The 17,601-nt window shown below is 70.1% G+C and carries 19 protein-coding genes; 6 read left to right on the top strand and 13 right to left on the bottom strand.

Features of this window, described 5'->3' with window-relative positions:
- Positions 1-5: 5 nt before the first annotated feature.
- Genes JKJ07_RS04810 through JKJ07_RS04800 form a run of 3 tightly spaced genes read left to right on the top strand, consistent with a single transcriptional unit; the run spans position 6 to position 1,485 of the window.
- The gene (locus JKJ07_RS04810; RefSeq protein WP_202990025.1) at positions 6-506 is read left to right on the top strand and encodes a GNAT family N-acetyltransferase; all 501 of its coding nucleotides are present in this window, start codon (positions 6-8) and stop codon (positions 504-506) included.
- 9 nt (positions 507-515) lie between these two features.
- Positions 516-1,079 (top strand): GNAT family N-acetyltransferase, encoded by a 564-nt coding sequence (locus JKJ07_RS04805; RefSeq protein WP_202990024.1) that lies wholly within the window; start codon positions 516-518, stop codon positions 1,077-1,079.
- A gap of 4 nt (positions 1,080-1,083) precedes the next feature.
- Positions 1,084-1,485 carry a thiol-disulfide oxidoreductase DCC family protein gene (locus JKJ07_RS04800; protein ID WP_202990023.1) on the top strand — a complete coding sequence of 134 codons (402 nt, stop codon included), beginning with the start codon at positions 1,084-1,086 and terminating at the stop codon, positions 1,483-1,485.
- On the opposite strand, the gene JKJ07_RS04795 is transcribed toward JKJ07_RS04800, so the two are convergent.
- The 3 genes from JKJ07_RS04795 to JKJ07_RS51030 are packed head-to-tail and all read right to left on the bottom strand — an operon-like array spanning position 1,467 to position 3,240.
- A complete protein-coding gene (locus JKJ07_RS04795; protein ID WP_236028423.1) occupies positions 1,467-2,318 on the bottom strand; it encodes an HTTM domain-containing protein in 852 nt (283 codons plus the stop codon). The two genes, JKJ07_RS04800 and JKJ07_RS04795, sit on opposite strands and share 19 nt — an antisense overlap.
- The gene (locus JKJ07_RS04790; RefSeq protein ID WP_202990021.1) at positions 2,315-2,752 is read right to left on the bottom strand and encodes a hypothetical protein; all 438 of its coding nucleotides are present in this window, start codon (positions 2,750-2,752) and stop codon (positions 2,315-2,317) included. The genes JKJ07_RS04795 and JKJ07_RS04790 overlap by 4 nt, the downstream gene beginning before the upstream one ends.
- A gap of 11 nt (positions 2,753-2,763) precedes the next feature.
- Positions 2,764-3,240 (bottom strand): MarR family winged helix-turn-helix transcriptional regulator, encoded by a 477-nt coding sequence (locus tag JKJ07_RS51030; protein ID WP_202990020.1) that lies wholly within the window; start codon positions 3,238-3,240, stop codon positions 2,764-2,766.
- Here JKJ07_RS51030 and JKJ07_RS04780 point away from each other — a divergent pair.
- Positions 3,226-3,789 (top strand): MMPL family transporter, encoded by a 564-nt coding sequence (locus tag JKJ07_RS04780; protein ID WP_202990019.1) that lies wholly within the window; start codon positions 3,226-3,228, stop codon positions 3,787-3,789. The genes JKJ07_RS51030 and JKJ07_RS04780 overlap by 15 nt on opposite strands.
- 11 nt (positions 3,790-3,800) lie before the next feature.
- Complete coding sequence (locus JKJ07_RS04775) at positions 3,801-4,271, top strand: MMPL family transporter (RefSeq protein ID WP_202990018.1); 471 nt, start codon at positions 3,801-3,803, stop codon at positions 4,269-4,271.
- On the opposite strand, the gene JKJ07_RS04770 is transcribed toward JKJ07_RS04775, so the two are convergent.
- The 4 genes from JKJ07_RS04770 to JKJ07_RS04755 are packed head-to-tail and all read right to left on the bottom strand — an operon-like array spanning position 4,229 to position 8,297.
- Positions 4,229-5,062, bottom strand: coding sequence for a carbohydrate ABC transporter permease (locus tag JKJ07_RS04770; RefSeq protein ID WP_202990017.1), 834 nt, complete (start codon positions 5,060-5,062; stop codon positions 4,229-4,231). The two genes, JKJ07_RS04775 and JKJ07_RS04770, sit on opposite strands and share 43 nt — an antisense overlap.
- The gene (locus JKJ07_RS04765; protein WP_202990016.1) at positions 5,059-6,072 is read right to left on the bottom strand and encodes a carbohydrate ABC transporter permease; all 1,014 of its coding nucleotides are present in this window, start codon (positions 6,070-6,072) and stop codon (positions 5,059-5,061) included. Before JKJ07_RS04765 ends, JKJ07_RS04770 begins: the two co-directional genes overlap by 4 nt.
- Positions 6,073-6,074: 2 nt before the next feature.
- Positions 6,075-7,310, bottom strand: coding sequence for a sugar ABC transporter substrate-binding protein (locus JKJ07_RS04760; protein WP_202990015.1), 1,236 nt, complete (start codon positions 7,308-7,310; stop codon positions 6,075-6,077).
- Between the two features lie 18 nt (positions 7,311-7,328).
- The gene (locus JKJ07_RS04755; RefSeq protein ID WP_307834119.1) at positions 7,329-8,297 is read right to left on the bottom strand and encodes a LacI family DNA-binding transcriptional regulator; all 969 of its coding nucleotides are present in this window, start codon (positions 8,295-8,297) and stop codon (positions 7,329-7,331) included.
- Between the two features lie 134 nt (positions 8,298-8,431).
- Between JKJ07_RS04755 and JKJ07_RS04750 the strand changes: the two genes are divergently transcribed.
- Complete coding sequence (locus JKJ07_RS04750) at positions 8,432-10,360, top strand: glycogen debranching N-terminal domain-containing protein (protein ID WP_202990013.1); 1,929 nt, start codon at positions 8,432-8,434, stop codon at positions 10,358-10,360.
- A 154-nt stretch (positions 10,361-10,514) separates the two neighbouring features.
- Here the strand turns inward: JKJ07_RS04750 and dapB are convergent, their stop codons facing one another.
- The 6 genes from dapB to JKJ07_RS04720 form a co-directional block, all read right to left on the bottom strand.
- Positions 10,515-11,273: a 4-hydroxy-tetrahydrodipicolinate reductase gene (gene dapB, locus JKJ07_RS04745; protein ID WP_202990012.1), complete on the bottom strand. Its 759-nt coding sequence runs from the start codon at positions 11,271-11,273 to the stop codon at positions 10,515-10,517.
- Positions 11,257-12,165: a phosphatase PAP2 family protein gene (locus tag JKJ07_RS04740; RefSeq protein ID WP_202990757.1), complete on the bottom strand. Its 909-nt coding sequence runs from the start codon at positions 12,163-12,165 to the stop codon at positions 11,257-11,259. Before JKJ07_RS04740 ends, dapB begins: the two co-directional genes overlap by 17 nt.
- 86 nt (positions 12,166-12,251) lie before the next feature.
- Positions 12,252-13,586, bottom strand: a complete 1,335-nt coding sequence (locus JKJ07_RS04735) for a M16 family metallopeptidase (protein WP_202990011.1) — start codon at positions 13,584-13,586, stop codon at positions 12,252-12,254.
- 6 nt (positions 13,587-13,592) lie between these two features.
- The gene (locus tag JKJ07_RS04730; protein WP_202990010.1) at positions 13,593-15,935 is read right to left on the bottom strand and encodes a polyribonucleotide nucleotidyltransferase; all 2,343 of its coding nucleotides are present in this window, start codon (positions 15,933-15,935) and stop codon (positions 13,593-13,595) included.
- A gap of 194 nt (positions 15,936-16,129) precedes the next feature.
- On the bottom strand, positions 16,130-16,399 hold the full coding sequence (gene rpsO / locus JKJ07_RS04725; RefSeq protein WP_202990009.1) for a 30S ribosomal protein S15: 270 nt from the start codon (positions 16,397-16,399) through the stop codon (positions 16,130-16,132).
- Between the two features lie 116 nt (positions 16,400-16,515).
- Positions 16,516-17,448 carry a bifunctional riboflavin kinase/FAD synthetase gene (locus tag JKJ07_RS04720; RefSeq protein ID WP_202990008.1) on the bottom strand — a complete coding sequence of 311 codons (933 nt, stop codon included), beginning with the start codon at positions 17,446-17,448 and terminating at the stop codon, positions 16,516-16,518.
- Positions 17,449-17,601: the final 153 nt, after the last annotated feature.

Genomic DNA, 17,601 nt, shown 5'->3' with positions numbered 1-17,601 from the left:
GCGGGATGACCGAGCTCCGGCGGATCACCGAGGCCGACTACGACGAGGTCGCGGCCATGCACGTCAAGACCTGGCAGACCGCGTACGAGGGAATTGTCCCGGCTGAGCACCTCGACGCGCTGGACCCGGCGGCGTTCGCGGCCCGCCGCCGAAGCAACCCGTACCCGGACGCCGAGCACCTGATCGCTATCGAGGACGGCCGCATCGTCGCCTTCGTCACTTTTGGACCCGACCGCTCGGATCCCGCCGAGGGCGAGCTGTACGGCATCTACGTGCTCGCCACCCACGCCGGCCACGGCATCGGCCGCCGGCTGCTCGAGGCGGCCCGGGCCGGACTGAGCGCGGCTGGTTTCCCGAGCATGCGGCTGTGGGTGCTCGAGGAGAACCACGCGGCCCGCGGCTTCTACGAGCGGATGGGCCTGACCCCGGACGGCGCCCGCAAGATGTGGACGCCGCGCGGTTCGATGGTCGAACTGCCCGAGCTGCGGTACGCGACGCCTCTGTAGGCTCCCCACATGGCAATCGGCTTCGTCCGTCCCGCCCGCCCCGAGGACGCGGCGGAGATCGCCCGCATCCAGCTGTCCACGTGGCGCTCGGCGTATCGGCGCATGTTCCCCGCCCACGTGCTCGCGAACCTCGACGAGGCGTACCTGGGCCGGGGTTGGACCGAGGCGATCGAGCGCCCGCCGACCGAGCGGCATCGCGTGCTGGTCGCGGTCGAGCAGGGTGAGGCGGCGTCGAGCACGGTCGGCTTCGCGGCGTTCGGCCCGGCCGACGAGCAGGCCCTGGCCCCCGAGGAGCCGGAGCTGCCCGAGACGGTCGCCGCGATCACCGACCTGCTGGTCGAGCCGCGCTGGGGCCGGCGCGGGCACGGCAGCCGCTTGCTCTCGGCCGCGGTCGCCCACTGGCGCGACGACCACTTCACGTACGCGGTGGCCTGGGCGTACGAGCAGGACAAGGCGATGCAGAAGTTCCTGACCTCGGCCGGCTGGGAGCCCGACGGCGCGGGCCGGGCGCTCGACGTGGACGACATGCTCGTCCCCCAGCTGCGGCTGCACGTGGCCGTGAGCGGAGAATAGCCGGGTGACCACGCCGACCTTCGTCTACGACGGCGACTGCTCCTTCTGTACGACGTGCGCCGAGTTCATCGAGACGCGCATCCCGACCCACGCCCGGGTGATCCCGTGGCAGTTCGCCGACCTCGACGCGCTCGGCCTCACGGTCGAGCAGTGCGAGGAGGCCGTGCAGTGGGTCGGCCCCGACGGCACGACGGCCGCGGGCCCCGACGCGATCGCCCTGATGCTGAACGACGCGGGCCGCGGCTGGCAGCTGGCGGGCGGCGCGATGCAGCTGGGTCCGATCCGGCTGGCGGCGTGGCCGGCGTATCGCTGGATCTCGGGTCACCGCCACCTGCTGCCGGGCGGCACGGCGGCCTGCTCGCTCCCCCAGGCCCAGCGCGACCTCCTCTACCCCAAGGACGCCTGAGCCCTCCCGCTCGGGCGGCCGAGGCGGCGGCGCACCCACTCGATCGGGCGCACCTTCTCCAGCGGCAGGAAGCTCGCCATCGCCACGAGGTGCGGGGCGAACGAGATCGTGATCATCGAGAACGTCATGACGTGGAACGAGTAGAAGAACGCCACGCCCATCCAGCGGAACCGCTGCGGCACCACGAAGATCAGCGGGCTCAGCAGCTCGAACAGGATGATGCCGACCTGGGCCGCGATCAGCAGGCCGGGGACCACCGCGATGTGGTCGGCCAGCCACGTGCCCCGGCGGATGATCGCCTGGGCCAGCACCGCGCTGGTCACCCAGTCGATGCCGCCGAACCGCAGCTTGGCCCACGCGGCCAGGAAATACGTGCAGATCACGGCGATCTGGGTGACCCGCAAGGCCCACCCGGCGGCCTCCGAGAGCGTCTTGTCGCCGAAGCGGGCCCTGCCGATCGTCGGCAGCACGGCCAGCGCCACGAGCAGACCGACCCGGTCGTGGTCGACCTTGCCGTAGCTCATCGCGATGACCATCCACTCCAGGTAGAGCGCGAACACCGCCCAGCCCAGAACGCGCGGTGCCCGCCCGGTGGCGGCGGCCAGCGAGAGCACGATCAAGGCCCAGAAGACGGCCCACACGAGGAAGTGCGTCGGCGTCGGCAACGGGAGGATCCGGCCGATCAGCAGCGGCTCGTAGAGCTCGCCGGGAGTGTTGGCGTGTGACCGCACCCAGGGCGTGAAGACGGTCAAATCGAGGGCGACGAAGACGTAGACCAGCGTGCGGAAGGCCGCGATCCGACCGAGCGGCACCGGCGCGAACAGCCACCTCATGGGCGCTTCCATTCGGCCACGACCTCGTCCCGCCACGTGCCGGTGGGGCGGGCGTGCTCGATGCCGTGCCAGCGCACCACGATGCGCACCGCGCTCAGCGGCGCCGCGCCCGGCGTGTGCTCCGCGTACGCCGAGGCGACCCGGCTCAAGCGGGACGGATCATCCACGTACGCCTGCTGCTGACCCTCGATCTCGGCCCGGCGGATGCCGCTGTTGCCCTCGGTGATCGCGACCGTGCGGCCCTCGGCGTCGACGCCCTCGACGCGGGTGTCGCGGGCGTCACCGTTGGGGTCGGGGGCCGTCGAATACATCCGGAAGGGGCCGAACGGGAAGTCGTCGTCGGTGCCCCACAGGGTGCCGGCGAGCAGCAGGACCCCCGCGAGCAGGGTGGCGAGCACCCGGACCCGGCGGCCGCGGACGGAAAGCTGGTTCACAGGAGCACAACTTATCGGTTCGGGTCCTGATCAGCGGGGTCGGCCGGGTCGTCCGGCCGTGCCGAGACGGCGTGCAGCAGCGAATTGAGCTGTCCGGCCTGTTCCCGGGTCAGCCCGAGGGATTCCTCCACCCCCATGACCGCTGTCGCGCACTCGCGCAGAACCTGCCGGCCGGCCGCGGTCAACCGGGCCGGAACCCGATGGCCCTGGCCGGCCGACCCGTCCCGTTCGACGTAGCCGAGACGTTGCAGCGAGTTCAGCAGGTCACTCATCGACTGCGGGGTCACCAGCACCGCCCGCGCGACTTCGCCGTTCGATGAGCCGGGGTGCAGGTCGAGCTCGAGCAGGACGCCGAACTGCGTGGGTGAGAGCCCGAGCCGGCCGAACGCCGACCGGAAGCGCCGGGCGACGCGATGACTGGCCTGCACGAGGGTCCACGCCACGATGTCGTCGGGCGCCGGTCCCGGCCACGTTTGTTCGACGCTCACCGCTTCTCCCTGCCCGGCCAGCCCGGTTTCGAGACCAATCAGGTGATCAAGGAACGGTTCGGGTCGGGCGGGGACGCTCTTCCGGTTCTGCTGGTCGATCGCCGGCCCTCGGCGGAACGGGCCGGCCGGTTGGTCGCGGCGGTCGAGCAGGCCCTGCCCGGCGCGAGCGTTCTGTCGTACGCCGATGAGAAGGCACTGCGATCGGCGGACGGACGGGCCGCGGTGGTCGTGGTCTACCCCCGGATCGTTCCCGGCCCGGAACCGTACGTCCAGGCCCTCCCCGCGCTGGGGCGGGTGGCGGCGGCGCACTCGGTGACGGTGACCGGCAAAGACGCGCTCGCGGCCGAAGGTGGTGGCGACCAGGGCGCCGATGTGCTGATCGAGACCGCCGCCGGGGCGCTGATCGTGCTGCTCCTGGTGTTCGGCTCGGCGCTGGCCCTGCTGCCGCTGCTGATCGCGGCCGGGTCGATCCTGACGACCTTGCTGTTCGTCTGGGGGCTGACCGGACTGACCGACATCTCGTTCATCGTGCAGTCCTGCTGGCGTTGATCGGCCTGGGCGTGGCCATCGACTACGCCCTGCTGATCGTCACGCGGTGGCGCGAGGAACTCGGCCGCGGCGCGGATCCGGCCGAGGCCGTGCACCGGTCGATGGCCACGGCGGGCCGCTCGGTGTTCGGATTGTCCATGGACTACGAGGTCTTTCTGCTGTCCCGAATCCGCGAGGAGCACGACAACGGCCATGCGACCGATGCGGCGACCGTGCACGGCCTGGCCCGCACCGGCCGGCTGGTCACCTCGGCCGCGCTGATCCTGTTCCTGGCCTTCATCTCGCTGGTGCAGGTGCCCACCACCGAGGTGAAGATGCTGGCCACCGCGCTCGCGCTCGGCATTGTCATCGACGCCACGATCGTGCGTGGCGTGCTGGCCCCGGCGCTGGTCGCCGCCCTGGGCCGAGCCAACTGGTGGACGTTGCGGCGACGACCGGGTCAGCCCTTGTCGGCGCCGGCGGCGGCGTCGCGTACGAAATAGCGTTGGAAGATCACGAAGATGATCGCCACGGGGATGGTGGCCAGCAGGGCCGCTCCCAGTTTGAGCGGATATTGCGTGCCCGCCCCCAGCGACCCGCTCACCAGGTCGGCCAGCCCGCGCGGCAGCGTGAACAGCCCCGGGTCCTGCACCGAGACCAGCGTGTGCGGAAACTCGTTCCACGACCCCGTGAACGACAGGATGGTCAGCGTGATCAGCGCCGGCTTAGCCATCGGCAGCACCACCGACCAGAACATGCGGAACGCCCCCGCCCCGTCGATGCGGGCCGCCTCTTCCACGCTGACCGGCACCGAGTCGAAGAACTGTTTCATCACGAAGATGCCGGTGGCGTCGGCCAGCAGCGGCACGATCAAACCGGAGTAGCTGTTGTACATGCCGAGCTGGTTGAGCACGAGGAATTTCGGGATGAGCAGCACGACCGGCGGCACGGCCATCAGCGCGAGCAGCCCGGCGAAGAGGGCTTTGCGACCACGGAACCGCAGGCGCGACAGGGCGTAGCCGGCCATCGAGGCGAACAGCACGCGCCCGATCGTCACGACGACGGTGACCAGCACCGAGTTGCCGAGCCAGGTGGGAAAGCCGGTGCCCTCGAAAATCCGTACGAGGGAATCGGTGACGACGGGTGAGGGGATCGGCGAGAGCGGGTTGTCGGCCGCGTTCGACTCGGTTTTGAACGAGTTCGCGATCTGGATGACGAACGGGTAGAGGAAGACCAGCGCGAAGAAGATCAGGATCGCGTAGCCCAGGAACCGTGAGGCCAGCGTACGGATCACGAGTCACGCTCCCGGGTGAGCCGCCGCTGCAGCAGCGTGAGCAGCACGATGATCAGGAACAGCACGAACGAGATGGCCGCGCCCGAGCCGTAGTCGAAGTCGCGGAACGCCGTGCGGTAGGACAGGAACGCCGGGGTCAGCGTGGTCTTGGCCGGGTTGCCCTGGCTCATCACGTAGATCTGGTCGAACACCTGCCACGTGCCGATCAAACCCAGTGTGATCACCAGGAAGGTGGTCGGGCGCAGCTGCGGCAGGATCACATGGCGCAGCAGTTGCCAGCGGTTCGCGCCGTCGATCCGGCCCGCCTCTTCGAGCTGCACCGGCACGTTCTGCAGGGCGGCCAGGAACATCACCATGAACGTGCCGGACGTCGTCCACACGACCAGCGAGATGATCGCGCACATGGCCACGCTGGGCCCCGACAGCCAGTCCCACCAGGACAGACCGAAAAGCCCGGAATCGGTGAGGAAAGGCGAGACGCCCAAACGCTCGAAAAGCAGATGGAGCAGTCCACGCGGATCCGAGAACCACTGCGGCCCTTGGATGCCGAAGACGCTCAGGATCGCGTTGATCGCCCCGCCGTTGGCGAACATGAACAGGAACACCACGCTGATCGCCACCGAGCTGGTGACGGACGGGAAGTAGAACGCCGTACGGAAGAAGCCTTTGCCCTTGAGCAGGCGGTTGTTGACGATCAACGCGAGCCCGAGCGCGAGGACGGTCTGGATCGGCACCACCAGGAACACGTAGTAAGCGTTGTTCCGGATGCTGGTCATGAAATCCTGCCGGGCCAGCCCCTCGTCGGTGAACAGCCGGGTGTAGTTGCCGAGCCCGGCGAAGGGCACGTCGCCGGTGAACGGGCTGCCCTGGCCGTTCCATCTGGTCAGGCTGACCCACAGCGCCATCAGGATCGGCAGCAGCATGAACAGGCCGAGGATGATGAGGGCGGGCGCGACGAACAGCCAGCCGGCCGGCTGCTCGTTGCCGCGGATGCCCTTTCTGGCAAACAAGGTCAGCCGCCGAGGGCCGTCTTGGCGTTCTTGTCGAAGCGTTGCAGCACCGTCGCCGGGTTGCCGTTCTGCAGGCCCTGCAGCCCGGCGTCGAGGTCGGCCAGCACACTGTCCATCTTGGGCGCGTTGACCGGGCCCTGCGCGTATTGCGCGCCCGCCACGAACGCGGCGTCGTCCGGGTTCTGCTGCTGATAGGTGGCCTGCGCGTCCTGCCGGGAGGGCATCACGCCGAACGCCTTGCTAAAGCTGAGCTGCTGGTCGGCGCCGGTCATGGCCTGCACGAAGGCGACCGCCTGCGACTTGAACTTGCTCTTGGCGGCGATGCCCCAGCACTGGGTGAAGCTGAGCGTGCCCTTGCCCTTGGGCCCGGCGGGCAGCTCCTTGACCGTGTATTTGATGGCCGGGAAGTCGGCTTTCAGCGCACCCTTGATCCAGTTGCCCTCGATCGCCATCGCGGCCTTGCCCTTGCCGAAGGCCTCGCCCGCCCAGCCCGCGTCCATGGCCTTCGGATACTTCGCCAGACCATCCTTCAACAGACCCTGTACGTATGTGAGGGCCTCGACGTTCTGCGGGGTGTCGCCGGTCGCCTGCTTGCCGTCCGCGCTCACCCAATAGCCGCCCGCCTGCACGAGGAAGGCCCCGATGCGGTCGCGGGTGTCGCCGATCGCGAGCGGGGTGACGCCCTTGGCCTTGATCTTCTCGGCCGTCGAGCGCAGCTGCTCCCAGGTGGTGGGGATGTCGGCGTCGGTCAGCCCGGCCTTGGCCCACAGGTCGGTGTTGATCTGCAGGGCGAGGGTCGAGGTGTCCTTCGGTACGCAGTACAGCTTGTCCTCGTACGTGAAGCTCTGCCGCAGATTCGGCAGGAACGCGTCCACCCCGTCCAGCCCCTGCGCGTACGGCTCCAGGGCCCCGACGCTCGCGTAGTCGGCGAACCGGGCCGCGTCGACGTAGAAGACGTCGGGCGGCGTGCTGCCCGCGAGGGCCTGGCCGAGCTGCTGCACGATGTCCTGGGCCGGGGTGATGGTCGCCTTGTTGCCGCTGCTCGAGGCCCACGCCGTGGCCGCCGCCGTCACCGCCTTGGTCTCGGCGTCACCGGACGAGGCGATCATGATCTTGAGGTCGGCCGGGCCGGTGCTCTCCTGCGTGGTGGTCGATCCGTTGTCGTCGAAGCCGCTGCCGCACGCACTCGTCACGACGAGCACGGCGGCGAGGGCGGCGCCGCAGAGTTTGCTTCTCATCAGGGGTCTCCAGGGGAGTCAGGCCGTCTGACGGACGACCAGGGACGGAGGGAGCAGGACGGTCGTCGGGAGGGACGGCGCGCGGCCGTCCAGCAACTCGGTGAGCAGGCCCATGCAGCGGGCGGCCGCCTCGGCGAGGGGCTGGCTAACGCTGGTCAGCCCGATCGCCTGGGCGACGGCGGTGTCGTCGAAGCCGACCACCGCGCAGTCGCGGCCCAGTTCGCGGGCGGCTTGGAGGGCGCCGAGGGCGAGGGAGTCGCTGGCGCAGACAAGGGCGGTTGGAGCCTCCGGTCGAGACAAAAGGGACTTAGCCGCCGCCGCGCCCGGCTCGACGCCATCCGAGGAAGTCGCTGACAGCGCTGAGAGACCGGCCGCCCGATGCCACCCCTCGCGCCGGGCGTCACCCACCCCCGAGCCGGCGGGCCAGCCCAGGAATCCGATACGCCGGTGGCCCGCGGACAGCAGATGCGAGGTGGCGGCGGCCGTGCCCGCGGCATTGTCGACGTCGACCCACGAGTGGGTGTCCGGCGCGCCCCACGGCCGGCCGAAGGTCACGAACGGCACGTCCCGGGCGGCCAGCCACGACGTGCGCGGATCGCCGTGGTGCGTGCTGGTCAGGACGAACGCGTCCAGGTCGTACGCGTTCAGCAGCTCGTCATAGGTGGCGATCTCGTCGGCGTCGCCGCCCGCCGTGTAGAGCATCACGCGATAGCCCGCGAGCCCGGCGGCGTCGGTCAGGCCGTGCAGGAAGCGGTCGAGCACCGAGCCGTTGATGCCGTCGCGGGCGGGCTCGATGCGCACCGCGATCAGGCGCGACCGGCCCGTGCGCATCTGCCGGGCGGCCTGGTTGACCCGATAGCCGAGCTCCTCGATCGCCTCGCGGACCCGCTCCCGGGTCTCCTCGCGCACCACGTCCGGCGTGTTGATCACATTGGACACGGTCTGGCGGGAGACGCCGGCCCGGCGGGCCACCGTCGCGATCGTCACCTTCTGCACCCTTGAATACCTTCCTGGGTCTTGAACGATCAAATTCTGATAGGGCAGGATTGGATCGATCAAGTTACGGGGTTGTTTCGCACTTTGCCTCCACCCCGGCCCGCTGTCAACCCGGGAGTTCGACCTTGTCTCTCCAGCCGCTTCTGCACGATCTGGTGCCCACCCTGGCCGCGCCGACCTCGGCGCTCTCCGGGCCCGACGGTCAGATCCGGGCCACCGGCGTGCACGGGGTGTTCCATGCCGACCGCCGGGTGCTCTCGCTGGCCGTGCTGCGGCTCGACGGTCGCGAGCCCGAGCCGATCGGTCACGCGCAGGCCGGGCCGGGCGCCACGCGGTTCGTCTCGCTGGCCCGCTGGCTCGGCGATCCCGGTCCCGATCCGACCGTCCGCATTGATCGCGTACGGCGGGTTCGCGCTGGTGGCCTCGACGAGGAGGTCACGATTTCCTCCACCGCGATCTCGCCGGTTACGACCACGTTGGCGATCGATACCGCCAGCGATCTCGCGCCGATCGAGCAGGTTAAGTCAGGAAATATCGGACTCTCGCAGGCCCAAGGCGACTTCCCCGTACGGATCTCAGGTGACCTGCGTAGGACGGTGACAATCGCACCCGGTGGCAGCGTGGTCGTCCGTTGGTCCCTCGACGTGGACGACCCGCACGCCGTGATGTTCCCCGGCCCCCGCGGCACCTTCGCCCGCCCCACGATCACCGGCCCCGACCGCCGGCTGGCCCGCCTCGTCGACCAGTCCCTCGACGACCTGGCCGCCCTGCGCCTGACCACCGCGATCGACGACGGCGACACGTTCCTCGGCGCCGGCGTGCCCTGGTATCTCACGCTCTTCGGCCGCGACAGCCTGTGGGCGGCCCGGATGATGCTGCCGCTCGGCACCGACCTGGCGCTCGGCACGCTGCGGGTGCTGGCCCGCCGCCAGGGCACGAAGCTCGACCCGGAGACCGGCGAGGCGCCCGGCAAGATCATGCACGAGCTGCGCCGCTCGGACGTGCAGGTCGAGGGGCGGCTGCCCGCGGTCTACTACGGCACGATCGACGCCACCCTGCTCTGGGTCAGCCTGCTGCACGACGCCTGGCGCTGGGGCCACGACCCGGCTGAGATCGAGGCGCTGCTGCCCGCGCTCGAGGCCGCGCTGGGCTGGCTCGACGAGCACGCCGACCCGGACGGCGACGGCTTCCTCGAATACCTCGACCCGACCGGGCGCGGGCTGGCCAACCAGGGCTGGAAGGACTCGCACGACGCGGTCCGCTTCCACGACGGCCGCCTCGCCGACCCGCCGATCGCGCTGGCCGAGGTGCAGGGCTACGCGTATCGGGCCGCCCTCGACGGCGCCGCCCTGCTCGACGCGTTCGGCCGCCCCGGCGGCGACCGTTGGCGCACGTACGCCGCCGCGCTGAGCGACCGGTTCCGCCAGGCGTTCTGGGTGGACGGTGGCCGCTACCCCGCGCTGGCGCTCGACCGTGGCAAGCGGCCGGTCGACGCGCTGACCAGCAACATCGGCCACCTGCTGGGCACCGGCCTGCTGACCGGCGACGAGGAGGCCCGGGTGGCCGCGGCGCTCGGCGCGGAGGACATGTCCGGCGGCTACGGCCTGCGCACGATGTCGGCCGCCGACGGCGGGTTCGCGCCGCTGTCGTACCACTGCGGCTCGGTCTGGGCCCACGACACCGCGATCGCGGCGGCGGGGCTGGCCCGGGGCGGTTTCGCGGCCGAGGCCGCCCGCCTCGTCGACGGCCTGCTCAGCGCGGCCGAGGCGTTCGGCTTCCGGCTCCCGGAGCTGTACGCCGGGGACGCCCGCACCGACATCGGCCGCCCCATGCCGTACCCGGCGTCGTGTCACCCCCAGGCGTGGTCGGCCGCCGCCTCAGTCCTGATCGTGCAGTCCCTGCTCGGCCTCGACCCCGACGTCCCCAACGGCATCATCCGCCTACGCCCACTCCCCGACGCCCCGGCAGTCACCGGCCTCCGCATCGCCGACTACGACATCGCGTACGCCGATGGCGCTTTGACCGGATTACCAAGCGAACTTCGAGTGGTTTAACCGCAACCAGAGTCGAATTTCGCCCGTCGATGACTTGGGCGCCGAAAACGGCTAGCGAAGCGAGGCCGTTTTCGGTGTCCAAGTCATCGGCCCCCCGGGGCGAAATTCTCGCCGAGCGGCAGCGAAGGCCAGCAAACTCAGCCAGCTAGCTCAATCAATCCAAAAAACTGTCCAGGCCGACGGTCAGGCCCGGGTGTTGGGCGATCTTGCGGACGCCAAGCAGGACGCCGGGCATGAAGGACACCCGGTCGAGGGAGTCGTGGCGGATCGTCAGCGTCTCGCCGAGCGACCCGAACAGCACCTCCTGGTGGGCGACCAGACCCGAGGCCCGTACGGAATGAACGCGCACGCCGTCGATGTCGGCGCCCCGCGCCCCGTCGACCTCCTCCTTGGTCGCGTCGGGCATCGGGCCCACGCCGGCCTCGGCCCTAGCCGCCGCAATCAGCTTGGCCGTGTGCGTCGACGTGCCGCTGGGCGCGTCGAGCTTGCGGGGGTGATGCTGCTCGATCACCTCGACGGACTCGAAATAGCGGGCGGCCCGCGCCGCGAACTGCATCATCAGCACCGCGCCGAGCCCGAAGTTGGGGGCGATGAGCACGCCGACCTCGGGCTTGGCGGCGAGCCAGCCGCGCACCTGCTCGAGCCGCTCCTCGGTGAACCCGGTGGTGCCGACGACCATGCTGATGCCCTGGTCGATCGCCCAGCGCAGGTTGTCCATTACGACGTCGGGCGTGGTGAAGTCGACGAACACCTGGGCGCCGGCGTCGGACGCCTGGAACAGCTCGTCACCCTGATCGATCATGGCTACGAGCTCCATGTCGCTCGCGCCGTCGACCGCCTTGCACACCTCGAGGCCCATGCGGCCCCGGGCACCGAGAACGCCGATGCGGATCGAATCAGGTTGCTGAGTCACCCGAGTAACTTATCGCAGCCTTCCGGCGGGCCCACCAGCGCTCGGCCAGGCTGACGAGCGCGAACGTCCCGGCGACGTACAGCCAGCCCACCAGCACGTCGATGATGTAGTGCTCGCCGGTGTAGACCAGCGTGAACGTCATCGCCAGGGGGTAGGCGAACAGCAGTGGCCACCATCGCCGGCGCACCATCGGCAGGAAGAAGGCGACGGCCATCATCGCGTACGCGGTGTGCAGGGACGGCATCGCGGCGACCGGGTTGGACTGGTGCACCTGCAGGGCGTTGAGGGTGTTGCCGGCGCCGTGCAGGCCGATCACGTCGAGGCCGCGCGACGAGAACCGGGCCACCTCGTCGGTCAGGTAGCCGTACTGCGAGGCCCACCACGGCGGGGCCGCGGGGTAGAGGAAATAGGTGATCAGCCCGGCCACGCTCAGCGTGATCCAGCGGCGGATGAAGCGGTACGACAGTTGCCGGCTGGCCACCCACAGCACCACGGCGACGGTCGGCACGGTGAGGAAGTGCGAGATGTAGACGACCGTCGTCACCACCTCCCACCAGGGCACGTGGTTGGGGTCGTACAGGTGCTCCTGAAGCCAGACCGTGGGGACCTTGCCGTCGGTGAGCCACCCGAACATCCACACGTCGGCGTCGATCAGCGGCGTCACGTGCGGGTCGAACAGCTTGTCGGCGGCGCCCCGGGAGACGTTGTAGCCGATCAGGAGCACCACGACCGGGCCCCAGTCGCGCAGGAACAGCAGGTGCTCGCGCCAGGGCAGATAGTTGCGCCAGGCGATCGTGGCCAGCCACAGCCAGCCGAAGGCGGTGAGCGGGTCGCTCGTCGGCACGCCGACCAGCCACACGAACACCGCGAAGGCCGCCGCCCACACCGCCATCCCGATGATCCGGCGTTTCCGCTGATCGGGGGTGATGGCAGGGGTGGGCGGCGGCGGGGTCTCCAGCGTCGTCACGGGGTCCAAGGTTAGCGGTGCGTGCCGAACGCGGATTCGTCGAAGGGCCCGACCACGGCCAGCGACATCGGCTGCGCCAGCAGCTGGGCCGCGATCTCGTTGACCTCGTCCAAGGTCACCGCGTCGACCCGGCCCAGCAGCTCATCCACCGACATGAGATCGCCGTGGAGCAGCTCGGACTTGGCCAGGCGGCTCATCCGCGACCCGGTGTCCTCCAGGCCCAGCACGTACGAGCCCTTGACCATGCCCTTGCCCCGGGCGATCTCGTCGGCGTCGATGCCCTTGGCCGCCACCCGTTCGAGCTCGGCGCGGGTGAGGTCGAGGACCTCGTCGACCTTGCCGGGCGCACAGCCCGCGTACACGCCGAACAGGCCGGCATCCGCGTACTGGCTCGCGTACGAGTAGACCGAGTAGGCCAGGCCCCGCTTCTCGCGGATCTCCTGGAACAGCCGGCTCGACATGCCGCCGCCGAGCACGTTGTTGAGCACGCCCAGGGCGAAACGGCGCTCGTCGCGGCGGCCGATGCCGACCCCGCCCAGCACCAGGTGGCCCTGCTCGGTGTCGCGGTTGCGCACGACCGTGTGCGGCTTCTGGGTCGGCACGCGCTTGGCTCCCGTACGGGGGCCGGCCGGGTCCGCCGGGGCGGAGTCGAGCGCCGTGCCGGCCAGGGCCTTGCGGACGAGCCGCACGACAGTGGCGTGGTCGAGGTTGCCCGCGGCCGCGATCACGATGTTCGGGGCGGTGTAGCGCCGCCGGTAGAACCCGTGGATCTGGTTGCGGGTCATCGGGGTGATCGATTTCTCGGTGCCCGAGATCAGCCGACCCAGCGGGTGATCGCCGAAGATCGCCTCGGTGAAGACGTCGTGCACCTCGTCACCGGGCTCGTCCTCGTGCATCGCGATCTCTTCGAGGATCACGCCGCGCTCGGTCTCGACGTCGGCCGGGTTCATGATCGAATCGGCCACGGCGTCGACCAGCACGTCCACCGCGAGCGGCAGGTCGGCGTCGAGCACCCGCGCGTAGTAGCAGGTGTATTCCTTCGTGGTGAAGGCGTTGGTCTCGCCGCCCACGGCCTCGATCTCGGACGAGATCTGCAGCGCGGTGCGCTTGTGCGTGCCCTTGAAGAGCAGGTGCTCGAGGAAGTGGGAGGCGCCGGACATGCCGGGCGTCTCGTCGCGCGACCCGATGCCCACCCAGACGCCGAGGGCGGCGCTGCGGGTGGTCGGGATCGCCTCGGTGACGATGCGCAGGCCGCTGGGCAGCGTGGTGCGCTTCGCGCCGTCCGCGAGGTTCTTGGTAGAAACGCGGGCCGGCTTGGCAGCCGACCCGCGGTTACTCGTTGTCACCGGTGATTAGTCGCGACGCTCGCCACGGTCGCCACCGCGGTCACCGCTCGGGCGGGACCGGCGACGGCGGGGCTCGCCACCACCCTCGCCACGGTCACCCCGCGGCTCGCGCGGCGGGCGGCCACCCTCGGAGCCCTCGGCCGGCGCGGCGGCCGGAGCCTCGGCGCCCTCGGGGCGAACCTTGTCGAGGTAGATCTTGCCGCGGGCGTCGATGTCCGCGATGGACACCTCGACCTTGTCGCCGACGTTGAGGAAGTCCTCGACCTTCTCGACCCGCTTGCCGTCGCCGACCTTGCTGATGTGCAGCAGGCCGTCGCGGCCGGGCAGCAGCGAGATGAACGCGCCGAACGCGGCCGTCTTGACCACCGTGCCGAGGAACTTGTCGCCGACCTTGGGCAGCGTCGGGTTGGCGATCGCGTTGATCCGCTCGACCGCGGCCTCGGCCGACGGGCCGTTGGTGGCGCCGACGTAGATCGTGCCGTCGTCCTCGATCGAGATGTCGGCGCCGGTCTCGTCCTGGATCGCGTTGATCGTCTGACCCTTGGGGCCGATCACCATGCCGATCTTGTCGACCGGGATCTTGACGGAGGTGACGCGCGGCGCGTACTCCGACATCTCGGCCGGCGAGCTGATCGCCGCCTCCATCACGCCCAGGATCGTGGCGCGAGCGTCGTGCGCCTGCTGCAGGGCACCGGCCAGCACGTCCGACGGGATGCCGTCGAGCTTGGTGTCTAGCTGCAGGGCGGTGACGAACTCGCTGGTGCCGGCGACCTTGAAGTCCATGTCGCCGAACGCGTCCTCCGCGCCCAGGATGTCGGTCAGCGCGACGTACTGCGTCTTGCCGTCGACCTCGTCCGAGATCAGGCCCATCGCGATGCCGGCGACCGGCGCCTTCAGCGGCACACCGGCGCTCAGCAGCGACAGCGTCGAGGCGCAGACCGAGCCCATCGACGTCGAGCCGTTGGAGCCCAGCGCCTCGGAGACCTGACGGATCGCGTACGGGAATTCCTCGCGCGACGGCAGCACGGGCACCAGGGCCCGCTCGGCCAGCGCGCCGTGACCGATCTCGCGGCGCTTCGGCGAGCCCACCCGGCCGGTCTCACCGGTCGAGTAGGGCGGGAAGTTGTAGTTGTGCATGTAGCGCTTGGACTTCTCGGGCGCCAGGGTGTCGAGCGCCTGCTCCATGCGCAGCATGTTCAGCGTGCTGACGCCCAGGATCTGGGTCTCGCCACGCTCGAAGAGGGCCGAGCCGTGCACGCGGGGCAGCACGCCGATCTGCGCGGTCAGCGGCCGGATGTCGCGCGGGCCGCGGCCGTCGATGCGGACCTGCTCGCGCAGCACCCGCTGGCGCACCTCGCTCTTGGTGACCGAGCGGAAGGCGGCGCTGATCTCCTTCTCGCGACCCTCGAAGCGCTCGTCGAGCAGCTCGTGCGCCTTGGCCTTGACCAGGTCGAGGGCCTCCTCGCGCTCCTGCTTGGCAGCGATCTTGAGGGCCTCGGCGGTCTCGGCCCGGACGGCCTCGGTGACGGCCGAGTAGACGTCGTCCTGGTATTCCAGGAAGACCGGGAACTCGACGGCCGGCTTCGAGGCGACCTCGGCCAGCTCGCTCTGCGCGCGGCAGAGCTCGCGGATGGCGGGCTTGGCGGCCTCGAGACCGCTCGCCACGACCTCCTCGGTCGGGGCGGTGGCGCCGGCCGCGATCAGCTTGACCGCGTTCGGGGTGGCCTCGGCCTCGACCATCATGATCGCGACGTCGCCGTCCTCCAGCGTGCGGCCCGCGACGACCATGTCGAAGGTGGCCCGCTCGAGCTCCTCGATAGTCGGGAAGGCGACCCACTGGCCGTCGATGTGGGCGACGCGGGTCGAGCCGATCGGGCCGCTGAACGGCAGGCCGGACAGCTTGGTCGACATCGACGCGCCGTTCATGGCGACCACGTCGTACGGGTGGGCCGGGTCGAGCGCGAGGACGGTCTCGACGACCTGGACCTCGTTGCGCAGGCCCTTGGTGAACGACGGGCGCAGCGGACGGTCGATCAGGCGGCAGGTGAGGATCGCGTCCTCGCTCGGCCGGCCCTCACGGCGGAAGAACGAGCCGGGGATGCGACCCGCGGCATACATCCGCTCCTCGACGTCGACGGTCAGCGGGAAGAAGTCGAAGTGCTCCTTCGGCTGCTTGCTGGCCGTGGTCGCGGAGAGGACGACGGTCTCGCCCAGCTGGACGATGACCGAGCCGGCGGCCTGCTTGGCGAGGCGGCCGGTGGAGAACGTGATCTCGCGAGTGCCGAACGACCCGTTGTCGATGACGGCGGTGCGGAACTCGGTGCCGAGAGCGGTGTTCTGCTCTGTCATGTGGTGCGGTACTCCTTCGTCGAGGACCCGGCGGTCTGCACATCGCGGTTCTAGGCTGCCGGTCTTCGATCGAAGTGCCCAGGATTGTCGCCTGGGAACCACTACCGAGGACCGGTGGCTCGCCTCTGCATCACCGCGCGGGTCCGTGGGTTAAAGCTCGGGGGAGCGGCCAGGTCGGCCACTCCCCCGTCGAATCAGCGGCGCAGGCCGAGACGCTCGATCAGCGTCCGGTAGCGCGCGATGTCCTTCTTCTGCACGTAGTTGAGCAGGCGGCGGCGGCGGCCGACCAGCAGCAGCAGACCACGACGGCTGTGGTGGTCGTGCTTGTGGGTCTTGAGGTGCTCGGTCAGGTCGGCGATCCGCTTGGTAAGCATCGCGACCTGGACCTCGGGCGACCCGGTGTCGCCGTCCTTCGCCTTGTACTCGTCGATGATCTTGGTCTTGGTCTCTTGATCGAGCGCCATGTTCTCCGTAATTCTGTGTTGCCGGTGAGAAGCGGTTTCTCCGCGGCCCGCGGCGTCGGGCAGGCAGGCGGGACCGGTCGCTGGACATCCAGCGTCTCCTCAACCCTACCAGGGTGCTATCGAAGCAGCGCGCGGGTCTCTTCGACGTCGGCGTTGATCTGGGCCACCAGCGGCTCGATGGCGTCGTACGTGCGTTGTTCGCGCAGGTGGGCCACGAAGTCGAGGCTCACGCGCTCGCCGTACAGGTCGCCGGCGAAATCGAGCACGTACGCCTCGACCCGGCGCTCGCGGCCCGAGAACGTGGGGTTTGTGCCGATCGACACGCTCGCGGGCAGCCGGGCGGCGTGCTCGCCCCCGCGGATCAGCCAGGCCGCGTAGACGCCGTCGGCCGGCACTGCCGCGTAGCGGTGCACCATCAGGTTGGCCGTCGGGAAGCCGAGCTCGCGCCCCCGCTGATCGCCCCGCACGACGACCCCGGCCAGCCGGTGCGGCCGGCCCAGCGCCGAGGCGGCCGCGCGCACGTCACCGGCGTCGACACAGCTGCGGATGTAGGTCGACGAGAAGACCAGCCCGTCCTCGGTGACCAGCGGCGCATCCTCGACCGTGAAGCCGAACTGCACCCCCAGCCGCTCGAGCTCGGTCACGTCACCGGCCGCCTTGTGCCCGAACCGGAAATTGTCACCCACCACGACGACGGCCGCGTGCAGCGCCTCGACCAGCACGTCATGCCCGAACGCGTCGGGGCTGAGCCGCGAGAACGCCGGGGTGAAGGGGACCACGCAGAGCGCGTCGACCCCCAGCTGCTCCATCAGCTCGGCCTTGCGCACCGGCTCGGTCAGCACGGCCGGATGCGACCCCGGCCGCACCACCTCGGCCGGATGCGGGTCGAAGGTGACCACGACTGACTGCAGCCCCAGATCACGGGCCCGCTTCACGGCGTGCCCGATGATCGCCTGGTGGCCGCGGTGCACCCCGTCGAAGACCCCGATCGTGACGACCGAGCGCCCCCACCCGCCGGGCACAGCCTCGAACCCCCGCCACCGCTGCATGTCTCGCGCCTCCGGTCAGCCTCGCTCCCGGGACAGCGTATAGGTCGCCCCGCACCCGCTTTCGGTGGGCGATTTGTCGGTTTCCGCAGCCGGTCCCGCCATCCCAAACCCCCGCCCACCACGGGGACCGGGTGGAGACTACGCCGCTGTCAA

The organism is Paractinoplanes lichenicola, assembly GCF_016785085.1.
Taxonomy (GTDB): domain Bacteria; phylum Actinomycetota; class Actinomycetes; order Mycobacteriales; family Micromonosporaceae; genus Actinoplanes; species Actinoplanes lichenicola.
Note: the sequence above shows the minus strand (reverse complement) of the source record. Positions and strands in the feature narration are given on the sequence as shown.